At 73.0% G+C, this 16117-nt stretch carries 15 protein-coding genes and 1 pseudogene; 9 read left to right on the forward strand and 7 right to left on the reverse strand.

Features of this window, described 5'->3' with window-relative positions:
- Nucleotides 1–222 precede the first annotated feature (222 nt).
- Both Y09_RS10745 and Y09_RS10750 read left to right on the forward strand, forming a co-directional pair.
- Nucleotides 223–1125: a LysR family transcriptional regulator gene (locus tag Y09_RS10745; protein WP_053917708.1), complete on the forward strand. Its 903-nt coding sequence runs from the start codon at nt 223–225 to the stop codon at nt 1123–1125.
- A gap of 130 nt (nt 1126–1255) precedes the next feature.
- The gene (locus tag Y09_RS10750; protein WP_082358771.1) at nt 1256–2521 is read left to right on the forward strand and encodes an LCP family protein; all 1266 of its coding nucleotides are present in this window, start codon (nt 1256–1258) and stop codon (nt 2519–2521) included.
- A 9-nt stretch (nt 2522–2530) separates the two neighbouring features.
- Here the strand turns inward: Y09_RS10750 and Y09_RS10755 are convergent, their stop codons facing one another.
- Nucleotides 2531–3919 (reverse strand): amino acid permease, encoded by a 1389-nt coding sequence (locus Y09_RS10755; RefSeq protein WP_053917709.1) that lies wholly within the window; start codon nt 3917–3919, stop codon nt 2531–2533.
- Between the two features lie 217 nt (nt 3920–4136).
- On the opposite strand from Y09_RS10755, the gene Y09_RS10760 reads away from it, so the two are divergent.
- Both Y09_RS10760 and Y09_RS10765 read left to right on the forward strand, forming a co-directional pair.
- Complete coding sequence (locus Y09_RS10760; protein ID WP_053917710.1) at nt 4137–6107, forward strand: penicillin acylase family protein; 1971 nt, start codon at nt 4137–4139, stop codon at nt 6105–6107.
- Between the two features lie 111 nt (nt 6108–6218).
- The gene (locus tag Y09_RS10765; protein WP_053917711.1) at nt 6219–7154 is read left to right on the forward strand and encodes a zinc-binding dehydrogenase; all 936 of its coding nucleotides are present in this window, start codon (nt 6219–6221) and stop codon (nt 7152–7154) included.
- 15 nt (nt 7155–7169) lie between these two features.
- Here Y09_RS10765 and Y09_RS10770 read toward each other — a convergent pair whose 3' ends face one another.
- Nucleotides 7170–8159, reverse strand: a complete 990-nt coding sequence (locus tag Y09_RS10770) for a phosphotransferase enzyme family protein (protein ID WP_053917712.1) — start codon at nt 8157–8159, stop codon at nt 7170–7172.
- Nucleotides 8160–8307: 148 nt separating this feature from the next.
- Here Y09_RS10770 and Y09_RS10775 point away from each other — a divergent pair, with 148 nt between their 5' ends.
- The gene (locus tag Y09_RS10775) at nt 8308–8841 is read left to right on the forward strand and encodes a GNAT family N-acetyltransferase (protein ID WP_053917713.1); all 534 of its coding nucleotides are present in this window, start codon (nt 8308–8310) and stop codon (nt 8839–8841) included.
- A 106-nt stretch (nt 8842–8947) separates the two neighbouring features.
- Here Y09_RS10775 and Y09_RS18230 read toward each other — a convergent pair whose 3' ends face one another.
- The 3 genes from Y09_RS18230 to Y09_RS10785 form a co-directional block, all read right to left on the reverse strand.
- The gene (locus Y09_RS18230; RefSeq protein ID WP_371440361.1) at nt 8948–9187 is read right to left on the reverse strand and encodes a hypothetical protein; all 240 of its coding nucleotides are present in this window, start codon (nt 9185–9187) and stop codon (nt 8948–8950) included.
- A gap of 564 nt (nt 9188–9751) precedes the next feature.
- Nucleotides 9752–11017 (reverse strand): MFS transporter, encoded by a 1266-nt coding sequence (locus Y09_RS10780; RefSeq protein WP_053917714.1) that lies wholly within the window; start codon nt 11015–11017, stop codon nt 9752–9754.
- Nucleotides 11014–11688 (reverse strand): GntR family transcriptional regulator, encoded by a 675-nt coding sequence (locus Y09_RS10785; RefSeq protein ID WP_053917715.1) that lies wholly within the window; start codon nt 11686–11688, stop codon nt 11014–11016. The genes Y09_RS10780 and Y09_RS10785 overlap by 4 nt, the downstream gene beginning before the upstream one ends.
- Nucleotides 11689–11838: 150 nt before the next feature.
- On the opposite strand from Y09_RS10785, the gene Y09_RS10790 reads away from it, so the two are divergent.
- Nucleotides 11839–12168, forward strand: a complete 330-nt coding sequence (locus Y09_RS10790; RefSeq protein ID WP_053917716.1) for a hypothetical protein — start codon at nt 11839–11841, stop codon at nt 12166–12168.
- A gap of 59 nt (nt 12169–12227) precedes the next feature.
- Here Y09_RS10790 and Y09_RS10795 read toward each other — a convergent pair whose 3' ends face one another.
- Nucleotides 12228–12623 (reverse strand): GNAT family N-acetyltransferase, encoded by a 396-nt coding sequence (locus Y09_RS10795; protein ID WP_053917717.1) that lies wholly within the window; start codon nt 12621–12623, stop codon nt 12228–12230.
- 209 nt (nt 12624–12832) lie between these two features.
- Here Y09_RS10795 and Y09_RS10800 point away from each other — a divergent pair, with 209 nt between their 5' ends.
- The 3 genes and pseudogenes from Y09_RS10800 to Y09_RS10810 all read left to right on the forward strand — a co-directional run.
- Nucleotides 12833–13738 (forward strand): metal ABC transporter substrate-binding protein, encoded by a 906-nt coding sequence (locus Y09_RS10800; protein ID WP_234695701.1) that lies wholly within the window; start codon nt 12833–12835, stop codon nt 13736–13738.
- Entirely contained in the window at nt 13735–14472 is a 738-nt protein-coding gene (locus Y09_RS10805) for a metal ABC transporter ATP-binding protein (RefSeq protein ID WP_053917719.1), read from the forward strand. Before Y09_RS10800 ends, Y09_RS10805 begins: the two co-directional genes overlap by 4 nt.
- A pseudogene (locus Y09_RS10810) lies at nt 14469–15311 on the forward strand (metal ABC transporter permease); the annotation flags it as partial. The gene Y09_RS10805 and the pseudogene Y09_RS10810, both read left to right, overlap by 4 nt.
- Before the next feature lie 107 nt (nt 15312–15418).
- Here the strand turns inward: Y09_RS10810 and Y09_RS16890 are convergent.
- On the reverse strand, nt 15419–16105 hold the full coding sequence (locus Y09_RS16890) for a metal-dependent transcriptional regulator (RefSeq protein ID WP_082358773.1): 687 nt from the start codon (nt 16103–16105) through the stop codon (nt 15419–15421).
- Nucleotides 16106–16117 lie beyond the last annotated feature (12 nt).

Genomic DNA, 16117 nt, shown 5'->3' on the forward strand with positions numbered 1-16117 from the left:
TGCTCCTTCCTGACGGCCCGGGACATCGGGCCTGCGAATGCTGACAACGGGAAGACGTCATGACCCGGAAGATCCTCACGGCCCTCTCGTGTGAGCGCGCTCACATCGCCGAGACTATCGGCCCGGGCGGCGACCGCCCCGCCCCCGCGGGCACCCGCGTCGCCTCGGTATTCTCGGCGCAGCGATCCCGGCGCCCGGCCGGGCGGGCGGGAGGCGGACGAGATGGCGAGCACCGGTCCCAGCCTCGCCCAGGTGGAGGCGCTCATCGCGGTCATCGACCACGGCTCCTTCACCGCCGCGGCCGAGGTCCTGCAGATCTCGCAGCCCTCCCTCTCGCGCAGCATCCACACCCTCGAGGACGCGCTCGGTGCGCGCCTGTTCCTCCCCGTCGGCCGCAGGATGGAGCTCACCGAGACCGGCCGCGGGGTCGTGGCCGCCGGTCGCAGGGCGCTCGCGGAGATGGGCTCGATCGACGCGATGGTGGGCGCGGCCCGCTCCCTGACCGCCGGGTCCCTGCGCCTGACCGGCCTGCCCTCGCTGGTCGCGACCGAGCTGCCCGGGCACCTGGGTCGCTTCCATCGTGCGCATCCGGGGATCCGGGTGGAGGTCTTCACGGTCGACCACGCGGAGGAGCTCGTCGAGGCGGTCCGGGTGGGGCGGGCCGATGCCGCGCTCGGCGTGATCGACCGCGTGCCGGGCGACCTCGCCGCCATCCCGCTGCCCGCTCAGGAATTCGCGGCCGTGCTCCCCGCCGCCGCCCGCCCGGACGGGGACGAGGGGCCGCTGACCGCGCAGGAGATCGCCTCGAGAACGCTGGTCACCCTTCCGCGAGGCACCTCCATCCGCGAGCTCGCCGACGTCGCCCTTCGCGGGCTCGGCGCCCTGCCCGCGCATCGGATCACCACCACCCAGCGCGACAGCCTGGTCCCGCTCGCGCTCGCCGCCGACGGCCTCACCGTCGTCCCCGCCGCGCTCGCCCGCACCGCGCCCGCCTACGGAGGGATCGCGGTGGCGCTGGATCCCCCGTTACGGCGCTCCCTCGGCATCATCCACCGGCTCGACGAGCTGCCGAACCCCGCGCTGCGCGGGTTCCTGGCGCTCGTCGAGGAGTCGTCGGCCGCCTGACCTGGTGAGGGAGGGGCGGTATAGCGCCGCTGCATGGATCCTTCCGCCCGGACTATTGGAGTTCCAGGTCCTGCCCGTGGTGACCTGGTCGGCGGACCAGGCATGACGAGCAGAAGGAGGGTCCGCGACCATGGAGAGCTCCCCGAGCGGACGCCGACCGCTGCGCCGAGTCGCCCCGGGCGCCCACCGCCGCGAGAGGCCGACGCTGGTGTACCGGCGCGGCCGGATCCTCGCCGCTCTCGGGGCGCTCGCCCTGGCCGTCGTGGTCGTGGTCTCCCTCGGGCTCGCGGGGACCGTCACCCCTCTCGAGGGCAACATCGCCACCGCTCCGCTGCGGTCGGGGGAGGACCCGGCCCCGCGCGAGAGCGGCGGCGCGCTGAACATCCTGCTGCTCGGGTCGGACAGCCGTGACCTGGACGGGGAGGACTTCGGTCCGGGCGACGGCTCCCGGCGCAGCGACGCGATGGTGCTCGCGCACCTCTCGGAGGACGACTCCCGGATCGATGCGGTCCAGCTCCCGCGCGACACCCTCATGGACCTGCCCGCCTGCGCCGACACCGGCAGCGGCAGCTTCGCCGGTGGCCGGGGGATGCTCAACTCCGCCCTGAACTACGGGCCGGCCTGCTCGGTCGCGGCGGTCGAGGAGCTCACCGGGGTGCAGATCGACCACTTCGTGGAGCTGGACTTCGAGGGCTTCATCGCGATCGTCGACGCGATGGACGGGCTGCACGTGTGCCTGCCCGAGCCGCTCGAGGACGTCTACGCGGAACTCGACCTGCCTGCCGGTGAGCAGGTGGTCGACGGGAGGGACGCCCTGGCCCTGGCCCGCACCCGCCACGCCGTGGGGGACGGCAGCGACATCGCGCGGCTGGGACACCAGCAGATGGTGATGTCCGCCGTGGTGCAGGAGGCGACCAGCTCCCGCGTCATCGCACGGCCCGACCGGCTCTATCCCTTCCTCGAGGCGACCACGTCCTCCCTGACGGTGGACCCCGGGCTGAGCCGCGCCTCGGATCTCGCGGGGCTCGGCACGCGGGTCAACCGGGTGGATCCCGAGCACATCACCTTCCTCACGATGCCGTGGGTGCCGGCGCCCACGGACCGCAACCGGGTGGTGCCCTCCGCGTCGGCCGACGCGGTCTTCGAGGCCCTCGCGGTCGACGAGCCGGTCGTCCCCTCCGACGAGCCGGTCGTCCCCTCCGACGAGCCGGTCGACCCCTCCGACGAGGGGGACGTCGGCGATGAGGAGCAGGACGAGCGCGCCGGGGCCGGTGCCTCGGGCGACATCACGCCGCACACCGAGCGGCCGACGACGAGCGCCCCGTCCTCGCCGCCCGCCCCTGCGGTGGACGGCGCGACCACCCGCACGGCCGACACCTCGCTCTGCGACGGCTGAGCCTGCAGGTCAGCCCCGGGGCAGGCGGCGTCGGACGGTGACCAGGTAGAGCACGCTCATGAGCGCCATGAAGCCCACGCCCGTCAGCAGCGCCGTGTGGTACTCGCTGATCCACACCATGATCCCGATCGTGAACAGGATGAACGCGATCGCGAACACCTGCCCGTAGGGCCAGAGGGGGACCGGGAACCGCAGCGCGTCCCGTTCCTCGACGCTCATCCCGCGGCGGGAGGCGACCTGGGCCAGCAGGATCATCAGCCACACGAACACGGTCGCGAAGGTCGCCAGCGACGCGACGATCGTGAACACCTCGTCCGGCAGCGCCCAGTTCAGCAGCACGCCCACGACGAGCACGCCCAGCATCGCGAGCGTGGTCACCACGGGCACGCCGCGCATCGTGCGGGACAGGGCTGCGGGGGCCAGGCGCTGGCGGGCCATGCCGGCGACGACGCGGCCCGCGCCGAACAGGTCCGCGTTGATCGCCGAGAGCGCCGCGGTGATCACCACGAGGTTCAGCGCCGCGGCGGCCCAGCTCACGCCGAGCGTGTCGAAGATCTGCACGAACGGGGACTCCTCGCCGGTGATCTCCCGCCACGGGGTCAGCAGCAGGATCACCCCGATCGCGAGGACGTAGAACAGCAGGATCCGCACCGGCACCGTGTTCACGGCCTTCGGGATCGCCTTGGCGGGGTCCTCCGCCTCGGTGCCGGCCACGCCGATGATCTCGGTGCCGCCGAAGGCGAAGAGCACCAGGATGAACGCGCTGATCATGCCGCCGGGCCCGTTCGGGAAGAAGCCCCCGTCGGCGGTGAGGTTCGCGAGGCCCGTCGGCGTCGAGGGATCCCCGAGCCCGAAGGCGAGGATCGCCGCGCCGCCGACGATCATCGCGACCACCGCCGCGACCTTCACGATGGTGAAGGCGAACTCCAGCTCCCCGAACCAGCGGACGCTGGCGAGGTTCGCGGCGCCGACGATCAGCAGCGTGAGCGCAACCCAGATCCACTGGGCGGTGTCAGGGAACCAGAAGCGCATGTAGATCGCGATCGCGGTGAGGTCCGCGAGGCACACGATCAGCATCTCGAAGGCGAACATCCAGCCGGTGATGTACCCGGCCCAGGGGCCGAGGAAGCGGCGCGTGTACTCGGCGAAGGAGCCGGAGATCGGCATCCGCACCGCCATCTCACCGAGCGCGCGGAGCATGAAGTACACGACCGCGCCGCCGAGCAGGTACACCAGCAGCACGGAGGGGCCCGCGGCCTGGATCGCGCCGGCCGAGCCGTAGAACAGGCCCGTCCCGATCGCGGAGCCGAGGGCGATGAAGTGCAGGTGTCGCGCCGAGAGGCCGGGACGGCGACGCGTGGTCGCGGGGGTGTCGGTCGGCTGCGTGGACGTGCTCATCGAGGGGTGGCTCCGAGGGAGAGGGGCTGCGGCGCGGACGCCGCAGGCACTTCTTGTGCACCTGACACGGTACGGGGCGGGGCCGCGCGCGGCGACGTGTGTCCGGCCACGTCCGGTGGCCGGAGGGCGCCGGCCGACGGGACGGCCTTGACTGTGCCGCAGGGGCACGGTGTCGAGTGGGAGCGATACGCCGGACGCCGACGAGAGAGGACCGAGCATGCGCATCGACTGGGACGAGCACGGCACACCGACGATCACGGCGGAGGACGATCTCGACGCCTGCCGCGGCTTCGGGAATGCGCAGGCCCTCGCGCACGCCACGGCGGTGCTCGAGCTCTACGGGATCGCCCGTGGACGCGCGGCGGCGCTGTGGGGCGAGGAGTTCCTCTACGGCGACCTCCAGCACGCCCGGCTCGGCCTCGAGGCCGCGGTCGAGACCTGGTGGACCGCACAGGAGGAGGGGACCCGGCAGCGGCTGGAGGCGTTCTGCGAGGGGTTCAACCGAGCCTGCTCCGAGGATCCGGACCTCGGCGGCGCACGGCGCGAGGCGCTGCCGGTGACCGCGCGCGACGTCGTCGCCCACACCTTCGCCCTCTTCTTCGGGTTCGCACGCTTCTGGGACCAGGGACTCGCCTTCCCCACGGCGGGTGGCGACGGACTGCTCGGCGGCGGATCCAGCGCCTGGGCCGTGACCGCCGAGCGGTCCGCGACCGACGAGGCGCTGCTGATGATCAACCCGCACATCCCATGGATCGGCCCGTACCGGATGTTCGAGGCGCGCACGGTCTCACCCGGCAGGCGCTGCCACGGCGCGACCCCGATCGGCTTCCCCTGGCAGTCCTTCGCCTTCACCCCGGAGGTCGGCTGGGCGCACACCGTCAACCCGCTCCCGCAGCTGTGGGTGTACGAGCTGGAGACGTCCGGGGACCGTTACCGGCTCGGCGAGGAGCTCGTCCACTTCGAGACGCGCGAGCACCAGGTGGAGGTCCGCGACGGCGAGGACGTGACCGTCACCGAGCGCCGCAGCGTCCACGGACCGGTGACCACGGCCCCGGACGGGGCGACCGTGGCGCTCCGCATCGCCGGCGTCCTGCACCGGCCCGTGACCACGGCGCTGGAGAGCTGGTGGCAGATGTCCCTCGCCGGCGACGTGCGGGAGCTGTTCGCCGCGCAGGAGCGGTGGCCGCTGCCGATGTTCAACATCATCGCCGCCGACTCCTCCGGCTCCATCGGCGCCGCCTTCTGCGGCGCGACCCCGCATCGTCCCGGTGGATCGTTCGAGGATTCCCGGCGCCGGCTGCCGGGACGCGACCGGAGCCTGATCTGGGAGGACCTGAATCCGCCGCACAGCCTGCCCCGGGTGATCGACCCCGACTGCGGATGGGTGCAGAACGTCAACGAGACCCCGTGGTGGTTCAGCGACCCGCCGCTGAACCCGGCCGACCACCCCGACGGGATCGCCCCGGCCCCCGACCGGATCCGCGACATCCGCTCGCCGCTCTCCCGCGCCCGGATGGCAGCGGCGGAGCGCCTCGGCCCGGAGGATCTGCTGGAGCTGAAGTGGGACACCCGCGCGCACCTGGCCGACATCGTCCTCGACCAGCTCCCCGCCGCCGCGGGGACGGACGAGGCACTCGCCGAGGCCGTCCGGGTGCTGCGCGACTGGGACCGGCACGCCGAGGCAGACTCCCGTGGCTGCCTGCTGTTCCACCTCTGGGCGCACGACCACTTCCCGGTGGGGGAGGTGGTCATGGACGACAGCCGCCTCACGCCCGCGCCGGAGCCCGGAGGTCTGCCCACCGGGCTGCGCGCCCCGGAGGAGGCCGTGGAGTCACTCCGTCGGGCCGTCGCGGCGCTGTCCGGGTGGGGGCTGCCGCTGGACGCGGCCTACGGGGAGGTGGCCCGGATCGGCGAGGCACCCGGGGATGCCCCGGCCAGCGGCGGCCCCACCTACTTCGGACTCTTCAAGTGCCTGGAGATCGTGCCCGGCGAGGGGAGATGGCCCGCGATCGGAGGCGACAGCTGGATCTGTCTGGTCCGCTTCGGGGCCGAAGCGCAGACGGCTTCGGGTCTGCTGCTGCCCGGTCCGGCGAGCGAGCCCGGTCGCGCCGGCACACTCGCCCCGACCCACCGCTCGGCCCCGCAGCTGTTCGCCGCCGAGGAGCTCGTCGTGCACTCGCCCTGGTGACGGGTCGGTGTCACCGCAGGCGCTGGGCCGTCGGGATCCCGTCCGCCCGATCCCGCGAGCCACCCGTCGCACCATGGACCCCATCTGCCCCACCACGAACGGAGAACTGCCATGGACACCATGGATGCACTCGTCGTCGAGGAGTCCGCTCCCCAGCGTCTCCACCTCGATCGCGTCCCCGCGCCGAGGCCGGCGACGCACGAGGCGCTGGTCGAGGTGCAGGCGGCCGGCGTGAACCCGACCGACCTCGCCCTGCGCGATGCGGCACCGCCCGGGACGGTGCTCGGCCACGAGCTGGCCGGCGTCGTGTCCCGCGAGGCGGCCGACGGCTCCGGGCCGCCCGTCGGGACCGGCGTCGCGGGTCTGGTCATGGGCGGGGCATGGGCGCAGCAGGTGGCGGTCCCGACCGCCGGTCTCGTCGTGGTGCCGCAGGGCGTCGACCTGCGTGCGGCTGCGACGATGCCGATCGCGGCGATCTCGGCGCTGCGGGCGCTGCGCGTCGGCGGAGCGGTGCTGGGCAGGCGGGTGATGGTCACGGGCGCCACCGGCGCTGTGGGCGCCCTGGCCGCGCGCCTCGCCTCCCTCGGCGGGGCATCGGGCGTCACGACGGTCACGCGCTCCGAGGCGCGCTCGGCGCACCTGCGCGACCTCGGCGCCACGGAGACGGTGACGGACCCTCGGGATGCCGTGGCGCCCGCCGACATCGTGATCGACACCGTCGGCGGCGCTGTGCTCTCACGCGCCTTCGAGATGACGGCCGCCGACGGGACCCTCGTCTCCGTGGGACGGGCGAGCGGAGAGGACGTCGTCCTGCCGGCCGATGCCCTCGAAGGGGCCGGCGGACGAGCCGGACGGACCCTCCGCACATTCTTCATGCCCGACGAGCCCGGGGACCTCCGCGCCGATCTCGCGTTCCTCCTGCGCCTGGTGGACGAGGGGCGCCTGGAGGCCGGGGTCGATCACGTCGAGGAGCTGGGCGGCGCGCTCCCGCTGCTGCGCGCGGGGCGATGGGCAGGCAGGCTCGTGCTCGCCCTGCGCGGGGAGTAGTCGCGCCCGGGGCTCTCAGCCAGCCGACGAGGACGCGACCGCGGCGATCCAGGGTGCCGCGTCCTCGGCGGGGATGGAGGCCAGGCCGATCCACAGGGTGAGCGCCTCGAGCCAGGCCCGCTCGGCCTCGCCGAGGGGACGGACCTGCTCATAGCCCTCGCGCAGCGCCTGCCGGGCGGGGGCGGGCGTCGGCCGCCAGTCACGGAACAGGGTGCCGAGCAGCACGCTGGTCTGCGCGAGCTCCGCGATCCTGTGGTCGACGCGGACCTCGTCGAGGTCCAGCACCGCCGCGACCCGATCTCCCTGCATCAGGAGGTTCGCGGCGCGCACATCGCCGTGGACGAGCTGCCGGGTGTCCACGAGATCGGGCACGTCCTGGACGAGCGCGGCGAGCCGGGCGGAGGCCGACGGGGCGCGGCCGTGGTCGTGCTCCTCGAGCCATATGCGCACCCGCTCGCGCGGCGCGCGCGGCGGCGGTCCCTCGAGCACGGGGAGCGCGAGCCCGCCGAGGACCTCGTGCATCCGGGCGAGGCAGGCGCCGACGGTGCGCACCGCGTCGAGGTCCGTCACGTCCAGCCAGGTCCCCGCGATCTCGGGGAGCACCGCGATCGAGAGCGGTCCGATCGGGCCGTCCGTGACCACGCGCACGGCGCCGTCCCGCGCGGGGCTCGGCGCCGCGACCGGGATCCCCTGGCCAGCGAGATGCGTGATCAGTCCGGTCGTCGCCTCGAGGCGAGGGAACAGGCGCTCCTCGCGGGACCACTTCACGACCAGGTCAGCCCCATCGGTGCTGACCCAGGCGATCGCGTTGTGGTCGCTGATCGTGAGACGGCGGCAGGAGCGGAGCGTGAGGCCCCAGTGCTCGTCGAGCATCGCGGACAGCCAGCGCTCGGCCTCCGCGAGGTCCGCGAACCCGAACCGCTCTTTCAGCGCCGCCTGCTCGTCGGCGCTCTCCCACAGCAGGGAGAGTCCTGGTGGGAGCGCGGTGGGGAAGGACGGGGACATGGTGAGGCCTCTACGTCGAGCTCGAGGCACCGCCCGGGAGTGGGACGGCGCAAGGATGGCGGCGAGGCGGCGCCTCCTCCGTCGTGCCGAGAGGCTACCGTCCGCCGGGACGCTGTGCGGGGATCCCGCGCGCCTCGGAAGGAGCCTGATGACCACCACCGCCCGCCTGCAGCTCGACCCGCCCTGCGAGGCCGATCTCGAGGACCTCCACCGGATCTACGCCGACGCCCGTACCTGGACCCACCTGCCCAGCGGCCGCTTCGCCGACCACGCCACAACGCGCGGCGCGCTCGCCGGATGGCTCGCCGACTGGCGCGAGCACGGCCTCGGTGCCTGGGTGGCGCGGGAGGGCGGCGTCGTCATCGGCCACGGCGGCTGCGCGGTGCGGCAGGGCGCCTTCTGGAACCTCGGCTACCGCTTCGCGCCCGAGGCGCAGGGTCGTGGGCTCGCGACCGAGCTGGCCCGTGCTGCGGTCGACGCCGCCCGCGAGAGCCGACCCGATCTGCCCGCGGTCGCCTATCTGCTCGAGAACAATCCGGCCTCCGCCGCGGTCGCCGAGAAGGTCGGGCTCGCCCTGCGCCGCCGCGGTCCCGACGCAGGCAACCCCGACCCGTCGGCCGTGCGCCTGGTGTTCGCGGACCGGGCGCTGAGCGAGGCGGAACTCGCCGCGACCATGCGGTGAGGTCGAGGTTCGGAAGCCTGGAGTCGTGCCCAGGGCAGGGCTACGCCAAGAGCGCGGACCCGCCCGACCTACGTCGGTCAACGGGTCCAGCTTCTTTTCCAGCTGATCAGGCATGGTGCACGCCTGCGCCGCGTGGGGACAGAGTTTCGCACCAGGACCATGCGAGTTCTTTCTCCGGGATTCGAAGGATCGATTGATATCCCGCGTAGGCGACGAGGTCGGCGACTTGGGCCCACTGACTGCGAGCGGAATTCTGGAAAGCGGGATCCTCCAGAAGCGATCTCCGGGCGAGAGGAGGCTCTCGATGTGCACTGATGTAACTGGTGTCGGTCTCATCGCCGTCCATGATCAGAATCCCCCACTCGCCGTCACGTGCAAGCGAGGAATCGAGCTCCTACACCAGGGACGCGTAGGCCCGCTGCCTGGTCGAGCGATAGTTCGCGCGACGAGTGCTCTGCGCGGCGCACAGCGTTCCGACCCGCATCCAGTTCCACCGGGCGAATCGATCGAAGGTCTCGTCCAGGACGGTTGAACGATGGGCCTTCCTGCGGTTCCACTCAGCATCGAGGGAGGGGTTGCCGCGCCCGTTCGCGAACTTCGTCGCATGGAGCTCATACTGCTTGGGGATGCCGTAGGCGGTCGTCAGATGCCTTCGCCACGCGAGGACCTCGTCGAGTGCATCGCGCCATTAGTCCAGGAGGAGGCTCACCCCGCTGAACGTCTCCATACCGGTGCTCTCCGCCCCTGAATCATCGACGTAAATCACCCGCGTAGGTCGTGGCCTGGTGCCCATCGGCCAAGGCTAGGTGTCCGGAGGCTTCGCTGCACCTGGCGTCAGCGCACTGTGGACGGCGCTCGGTGGGCGTCGATGGTCAGGCGATCGGACGCTGCCCACGATGGGGTCGACGACTCAGGAGGCTGCGACCGCGGCGACCTCCGGCTCGACGGCCTCGTCGGCCGTGGGCTCCGGTGCCGGCGCCGGCAGCGGACGGCGCAGCCCCCAGGTGACCGCCGTCAGGCACAGCACGCACACGGCGGCGACGATCGCGAGCCCGCCCGTGTACGGCAGCACCGGGGTGAGCGCCGCGAGGATCGTCGGCAGCAGGAAACCGAGATAGGCGAGGGAGTAGTAGACGCCGGTGATCCCGGCGAGCTCGCGCGGAGAGGCGAGGGACTGGGCGATGACCAGCCCCGCCACCACGCACACCCCGTAGGACGCGCCGAGCAGCGCCGCGACGCCCACCACCAGCACCGGGCGGCGCAGCTCCGCGGCGACGGCGGCGAGGATCATCCCCGCGCTCATGCCGCTCAGGCCCACGACCAGCGCGCGGCCGCGGGTGAGGCGGTCGATCAGGCCCACGGTGCCCTGGGCGATCGCGCCGACGCCCAGGGTGAGCACCGTCAGGCCCGTCGCGTAGATCGTCGCGGAGTCCCCGATCTGCGCCTCGACCGTCGCAGGCAGGATGGCGTAGGCGACCCCGGCGGCGGCGAACACCCACGGCGCGGCCGGCAGCACGATCCGGGCGAAGACGGGATGTCTCACCGAGGAGACCCTCAGGTCATCGCGCAGCGCGCCGCGGGCCCGCAGCTCGCGTGGCAGGCTCTCCGGCGCCGCGAGCAGCGCGATCCCGGCCAGAAGGCACAGCCCGAGATGGACGAGGAAGGGCAGCTGCCCCGGCAGCGGCGCCCACTGGGCGAGCGAGCCCGTCACGCCCGCGCCGAGCGCGAAGCCGAGGGTGAGGATCATCGAGGAGCGTCGGGCCCCGGCGGTCGGCGTCGCGCCCGGGTCGTGCGGGGCGCAGGAGAGCTCCTTGATCCAGGTCGAGCAGACCGACATGCCCACACCCACTCCGATCCCGGCGAGGACGCGGCCGGCGCACAGCAGCACGAAGCTCGACATGCTCGCCGCGAGCACCACGCTGCCGAGCGCCCCGGCGAGCAGGCCCGCGATCGCGATCGGCCGACGGCCGTGATGGTCCGAGAGCCCCGCGGCCAGCAGCATCCCGGGGACGAGACCGGCGACGTACATCCCCAGCAGCAGGTTCGCCTGCCAGGGCGCATAGCCGCCGACGGTCTCGTACACGTGCAGCAGCGGCGTGAAGTGGTTGCCGCCCCAGGCGAGGAGGAAGCCCGTCGGGGCGACGGCCAGCCAGGCCGGGATCCGTGCGCGCCTCACTCGGACACCACCGAGTAGGCATCGTGGCCGGTGTGCAGGTGGCCCTCGATCATCTCGCGGAAGCCGGCGACGTCCCCGCGCGCCACCGCATCGGTGAGCTCGATGTGCTCGCGGTGCAGGGCGGGCAGGTCCGCGGCGGGGGAGAGGACGGCCAGATGCGTGAGGCGGAACAGTCGCGGTCCGAGCGCGCGCAGCACCTCCTCGACCACGCGGTTGCCGTCGTGGGAGGCGAGGGTGAGGTGGAAGGCGTAGTCGTGGACGGCGAAGTCCGCGGGACGATCGGTCGCGGCTTCCTGCGCCGCGAGCACCGGCGCGAGCGCCTCGACGAGGGAGGACCGACGGGTCTCGTCGGGGGCGATGCGGGAGACGGCGTGCCCCTCGAGCATCGCGCGGACCGAGAGCAGCTCCTCCCGCTCCCGGACGGTCGGGGTCGTGACCTGGGCGCCCTTCTTCGGCAGGAGGCGCACCAGCCCCCAGGTCTCCAGCTGCAGCATCGCCTCGCGCGCCGGGGTGCGGCTCGCGCCGTGCTCCTCGGCGACGTCGACCTCACGCAGCAGGGTGCCCGGCTCGATATCGCCGGTGGCGATCTGTCGGGCCGTCCTCGCGGCGATCTGCGTCGCGATCGGCCGGTTCTCGCGGTCGTCGAGCCAGGGGAGGGTGGGGGAACGCATGGGGGCGACCCTAATGCATGCATCAATGGATGCAAGACGGTGCCGGGATGCGGTGCTCCGCCGCGGGGCCGTGCGGGGCCCTGATGGGCAGTGCGGCACCGTTCCCGAGTGTCCGCCGTCCCCGCGGCCGCAGTGCGGTTCACCGGAGGCATGAGGGGCTGGACCACCGCCGCCGAGGCCTATGACCGGTCCTTCGTGACCCTCTGCGACGGCACCGCCGCACGAGTGCTCGCCGATCTGCCCGCTGGCGAGCTGCTCGACGTCGGATGCGGCACCGGGCACCTGGCCGAGCGAGTCGCGCATGCGGGACGGACCGTCCGCCGCAGACTCCTCGACATGCAGTCGCGACACCCCGCTCACCTCGACCCCCCCGATCTCCTCGAGCTGCTCCTGCCGCGGCGCTGCGGACGCGCCGCCTCCCGGCTCGGCGTGGCCTCCGGGGAAGTCTCAGCACTCCGCGCAGTAACGCCGATGTGGTGAGCTGAGGGCGTGGAGCACCCCGCCCGGCCCGGGCAGCGCACCCGCGCAGTCGCGAGGGATCACGGCCGTCCCGTCTCGACGGGGGCCCGCAGCATCGAATGGACGACCGGGCCGTCGGGGATCCGCGTGGTTGCGATGACGGAGAAGCCGCGGCGAGAGTACAGCTCCACGTTGCGGGGGTCCGAGGTCTCGAGCGTGCAGCTCCCACCGGCCGCATCGACGCGGCGCAGGCCCTCGGCGAGCAGTGCGGAGCCGAGGCCCCGCCCTCGTGCCGAGGGGTGAACTCCGAGGGTCGCGAGCTCCCACGCCTCGGTCGGCCGTGGCGGCAGCTCGGCGGCGAGGAAGGCGTCGAGATGGTCGCCCAGCAGGTCGGCGGGGCGGGCATCGCGGAGAGAGTTCGGCACTCCGGCACGGTAGCCCAGCTCGTCCGGGGCACGGACGGTCGCTGCGTTCACGACGACTCCCGCATCCGCGCCCGCAGGACGTCGAACTCGCAGCCCGGGGCGTCGGGGTCGAAGCCGTGCTCGAGCAGCCAGCGCGCCCCGAGGCGCTGCGTGACTCCCGGAGGAAGGTATGAGACAGTCCCATTCACAAAGTTTGGCATGGCGAAGTTCATTGACAGGCGAGGCGAAGAGGTGTGCGCGTGGTGCATAGAGGACGACTGGTGACGAGGGCTGCGGCGACGGCGGCGGCGCTGGTGCTGCTGCTGGCGGGATGCGGGAGCGTGGGCGGCCGTGACGAGGGGGACAGGCCCGTCGTGCTGACCACCTTCACGGTCCTGCAGGACATCGCGCAGAACGTGGCCGGGGAGCATCTGCGCGTCGAGTCGATCACCAAGCCCGGCGCCGAGATCCACGGCTACGAGCCCACCCCCGGCGACGTCGCCAAGGCCTCCGAGGCGGATCTGATCCTCGACAACGGCCTGCACCTCGAGGCCTGGTTCGGCCAGTTCGTCGAGACCGCGGACGTGCCGCATGCGGTGGTCTCCGACGGGGTCGAGGCGCTCGACATCGCCGGTGACCCGGGCACCCCGAACCCCCACGCCTGGATGAGCCCGGAGGCCGCGCAGGTCTACGTCAGCAACATGGTCGAGGCTTTCAGCGAGCTCGATCCCGAGCACGCTGCGGACTATGCGGAGAACGGCGAGGCCTACTCCCGGCAGCTGCAGCAGATCCACGACGAGCTCGTCGAGACCGTCGGCGCTCTGCCGGAGAACGAGCGGGCGCTGGTGACCTGCGAGGGTGCCTTCTCCTATCTCGCGCGCGATGTGGGCCTCGAGGAGCACTACATCTGGCCCGTCAACGCCGAGCAGCAGGCCACTCCGCAGCAGATCGCCGCGGTCATCGAGACCGTCGACGAGCAGGACATCCCGGCCGTGTTCTGCGAGTCGACCGTCTCCGACGCCCCCATGCAGCAGGTCGTCGAGGCGACCGGCGCCCGCTTCGGCGGCACCCTCTACGTCGACTCGCTCTCGCAGGAGGGTGGCCCCGTGCCCACCTACCTCGACCTGCTCCGCCACGACGCCGATGTGATCGTCGAGGGCCTGGCCGGGACGGAGGCGGCGGCATGAGCCTCCGCGTCGAGGACCTCACGGTCCGGTACGGCGAGGTCACCGCCCTGGACGGCCTCAGCGTGCGCATCGCGGCCGGGGAGGTGACGGGCCTGGTCGGCATGAACGGCGCCGGGAAGTCCACCCTGTTCGGCGCGATCATGGGCACCGTCCCGATCGCTTCGGGGCAGGTCCTCCTGGACGACGAGGAGCCCGCCCGGGCGCGCCGCCGCGGCGCGATCGGCTACGTCCCCCAGGGCGAGGCGATCGACTCCTCCTTCCCGGTCAGCGTCGCGGACGTCGTGATGATGGGCCGCTACGGCCACCAGGGCCTGACTCGTCGGCCCCGACCCGCCGACCACCGCGCCGTCGCCGAGGCGCTCGCACGGGTCGAGCTCACCGAGCTCGCCCGTCGGCCCATCGGACAGCTCTCCGGCGGGCAGCGGCGCCGGGCGTTCGTCGCCCGCGGCCTCGCCCAGGGCGCCCGCACCCTCCTGCTCGACGAGCCCTTCGCCGGCGTCGACAAGCGCAGCGAGGCCCTGCTCGTCTCCGTCCTGCGCGAGCTCACGGCCGACGGCTGCACCGTGCTCGTCTCCACCCACGACCTCCACGCGCTGCCCGCCCTCGCCGATTCCGCCGTGCTGCTGCGGCGCCGGCTCCTGTTCCACGGCCCGGTCGCCGAGGCGCTCGAGCCCGCGATGCTCGCCCGCGCCTTCGGCCTGGATCCGCTGGCCCGTGAGGAGGTCGCCCGATGAGCCCGCTCGACCTGATCGTCGAGCCGCTGCAGTACGACTTCATGCTGCGCGCGCTCGCGGCCACGTCCCTCGCCGCCGTGGTCTGCGCGCTGCTGTCCTGCTGGCTCGTGCTCATCGGCTGGTCGCTGATGGGCGATGCGGTCTCCCACGCCGTGCTGCCCGGCGTGGTGCTCTCCTACGCCCTCGGCCTGCCCTTCGCGCTCGGCGCGCTCGTGTTCGGCCTCCTTGCCGTGGTGCTGATCGGCGCGGTCCGCGGATCGCGACGGGTCGCGGAGGACGCCGCGATCGGGATCGTGTTCACGACCCTGTTCGCCCTCGGGCTGGTGCTGATCTCCGTCACCCCGAGCCACACGGACCTCGGCCACATCCTCTTCGGCAGCGTCCTCGGCGTCTCCCGCGGCGACCTGGTGCAGATCGCGGTGCTCGCCTCCCTGGTGCTCGCCCTCCTGCTGCTGCTGCGCCGGGATCTCACCCTCTTCGCCTTCGACCCCACCCACGCCCGGGCGATCGGCCTCTCCCCGCGCCGCCTCGGCGCCCTGCTGCTGGGACTGCTGGCCGTCACGGCAGTGGTCGCGCTGCAAGTGGTGGGGGTGATCCTGGTGGTCGCGATGCTGATCATCCCCGGTGCCACGGCACGCCTGCTCACCGACCGCTTCTCCCGCATGCTGCTGATCGCGCCGACGCTGTCGGTGGCCGCCTCGGCGCTCGGGATCCTGCTGAGCTACTGGTTGGACGCCGCCTCCGGCGGACTGATCGTTCTTGTCCAGGGCACCCTGTATGCGCTCGTCCACGTGTTCGCACCGCGGTACGGGCTGCTGGCCCGGGGCCGGGCGCGGCGCGGGGGCCGGGCGGAACGGCGGGGCTCGCCGGGCGCGGTGCCGTCGGCCGACGGGCCGGCTCCCACGGGAGCCGCGGCGCCGACGGGAGCCGCGGAGTCGACGGAGCGTCAGGCGCCGGTGGCGGTCTCCGACGCCCAGATCGCCTCGGTCGCCGAGCGGCCCAGCGGCACGGCGGTGCTCGAGCCGACCAGCGACACCTCGAGCGCGTCGGAGAATTCCGGCCCCTCGCGGATCTCGAGCTCCGCCCCCACCACGATGCCCTGAGCCGCGCAGAAGGTGAGCAGGCGCGGATCGGCGTCGGAGATCCGTTCCACACGCACCCGCGTCCCGGCCGGGAGGGAGGAGAGCAGCTGCGCCTCGGGCTGGTCGACGGACCCGTCGGCCGCGGGGATCGGATCGCCGTGCGGGTCGCGCGAGGGCCGGCCCAGATGGGCGTCGAGGCGCTCGACGAGCAGGTCGGAGACGGCGTGCTCGAGCTGCTCCGCCTCGTTGTGGACCTCCTCCCAGCCGTAGCCGAGATCGCGCACGAGGAACGTCTCGATCAGCCGGTGCCGACGCACCATCGCCAGCGCATGCTCGCGCCCCTGCGAGGTCAGGGCGATCGCGCCGTAGCGGGAGTGCTCGACCAGCCCCTGCTCGCCGAGCTTGCGCATCGCATCGGAGACGCTGGAGAGCCGCACCCCCACCCGCTCCGCGATCGCCGAGACCGTCACCGGCTCGTCGGACCACTCGCCGAGGCTCCAGACGGCCTTGAGGTAGTTCTGGGCGCTGGTCGACAGCTCGGAGACGGACATGAGGACACGGTA

The organism is Brachybacterium sp. SW0106-09, assembly GCF_001293905.1.
In the GTDB taxonomy this organism is placed as follows: domain Bacteria; phylum Actinomycetota; class Actinomycetes; order Actinomycetales; family Dermabacteraceae; genus Brachybacterium; species Brachybacterium conglomeratum.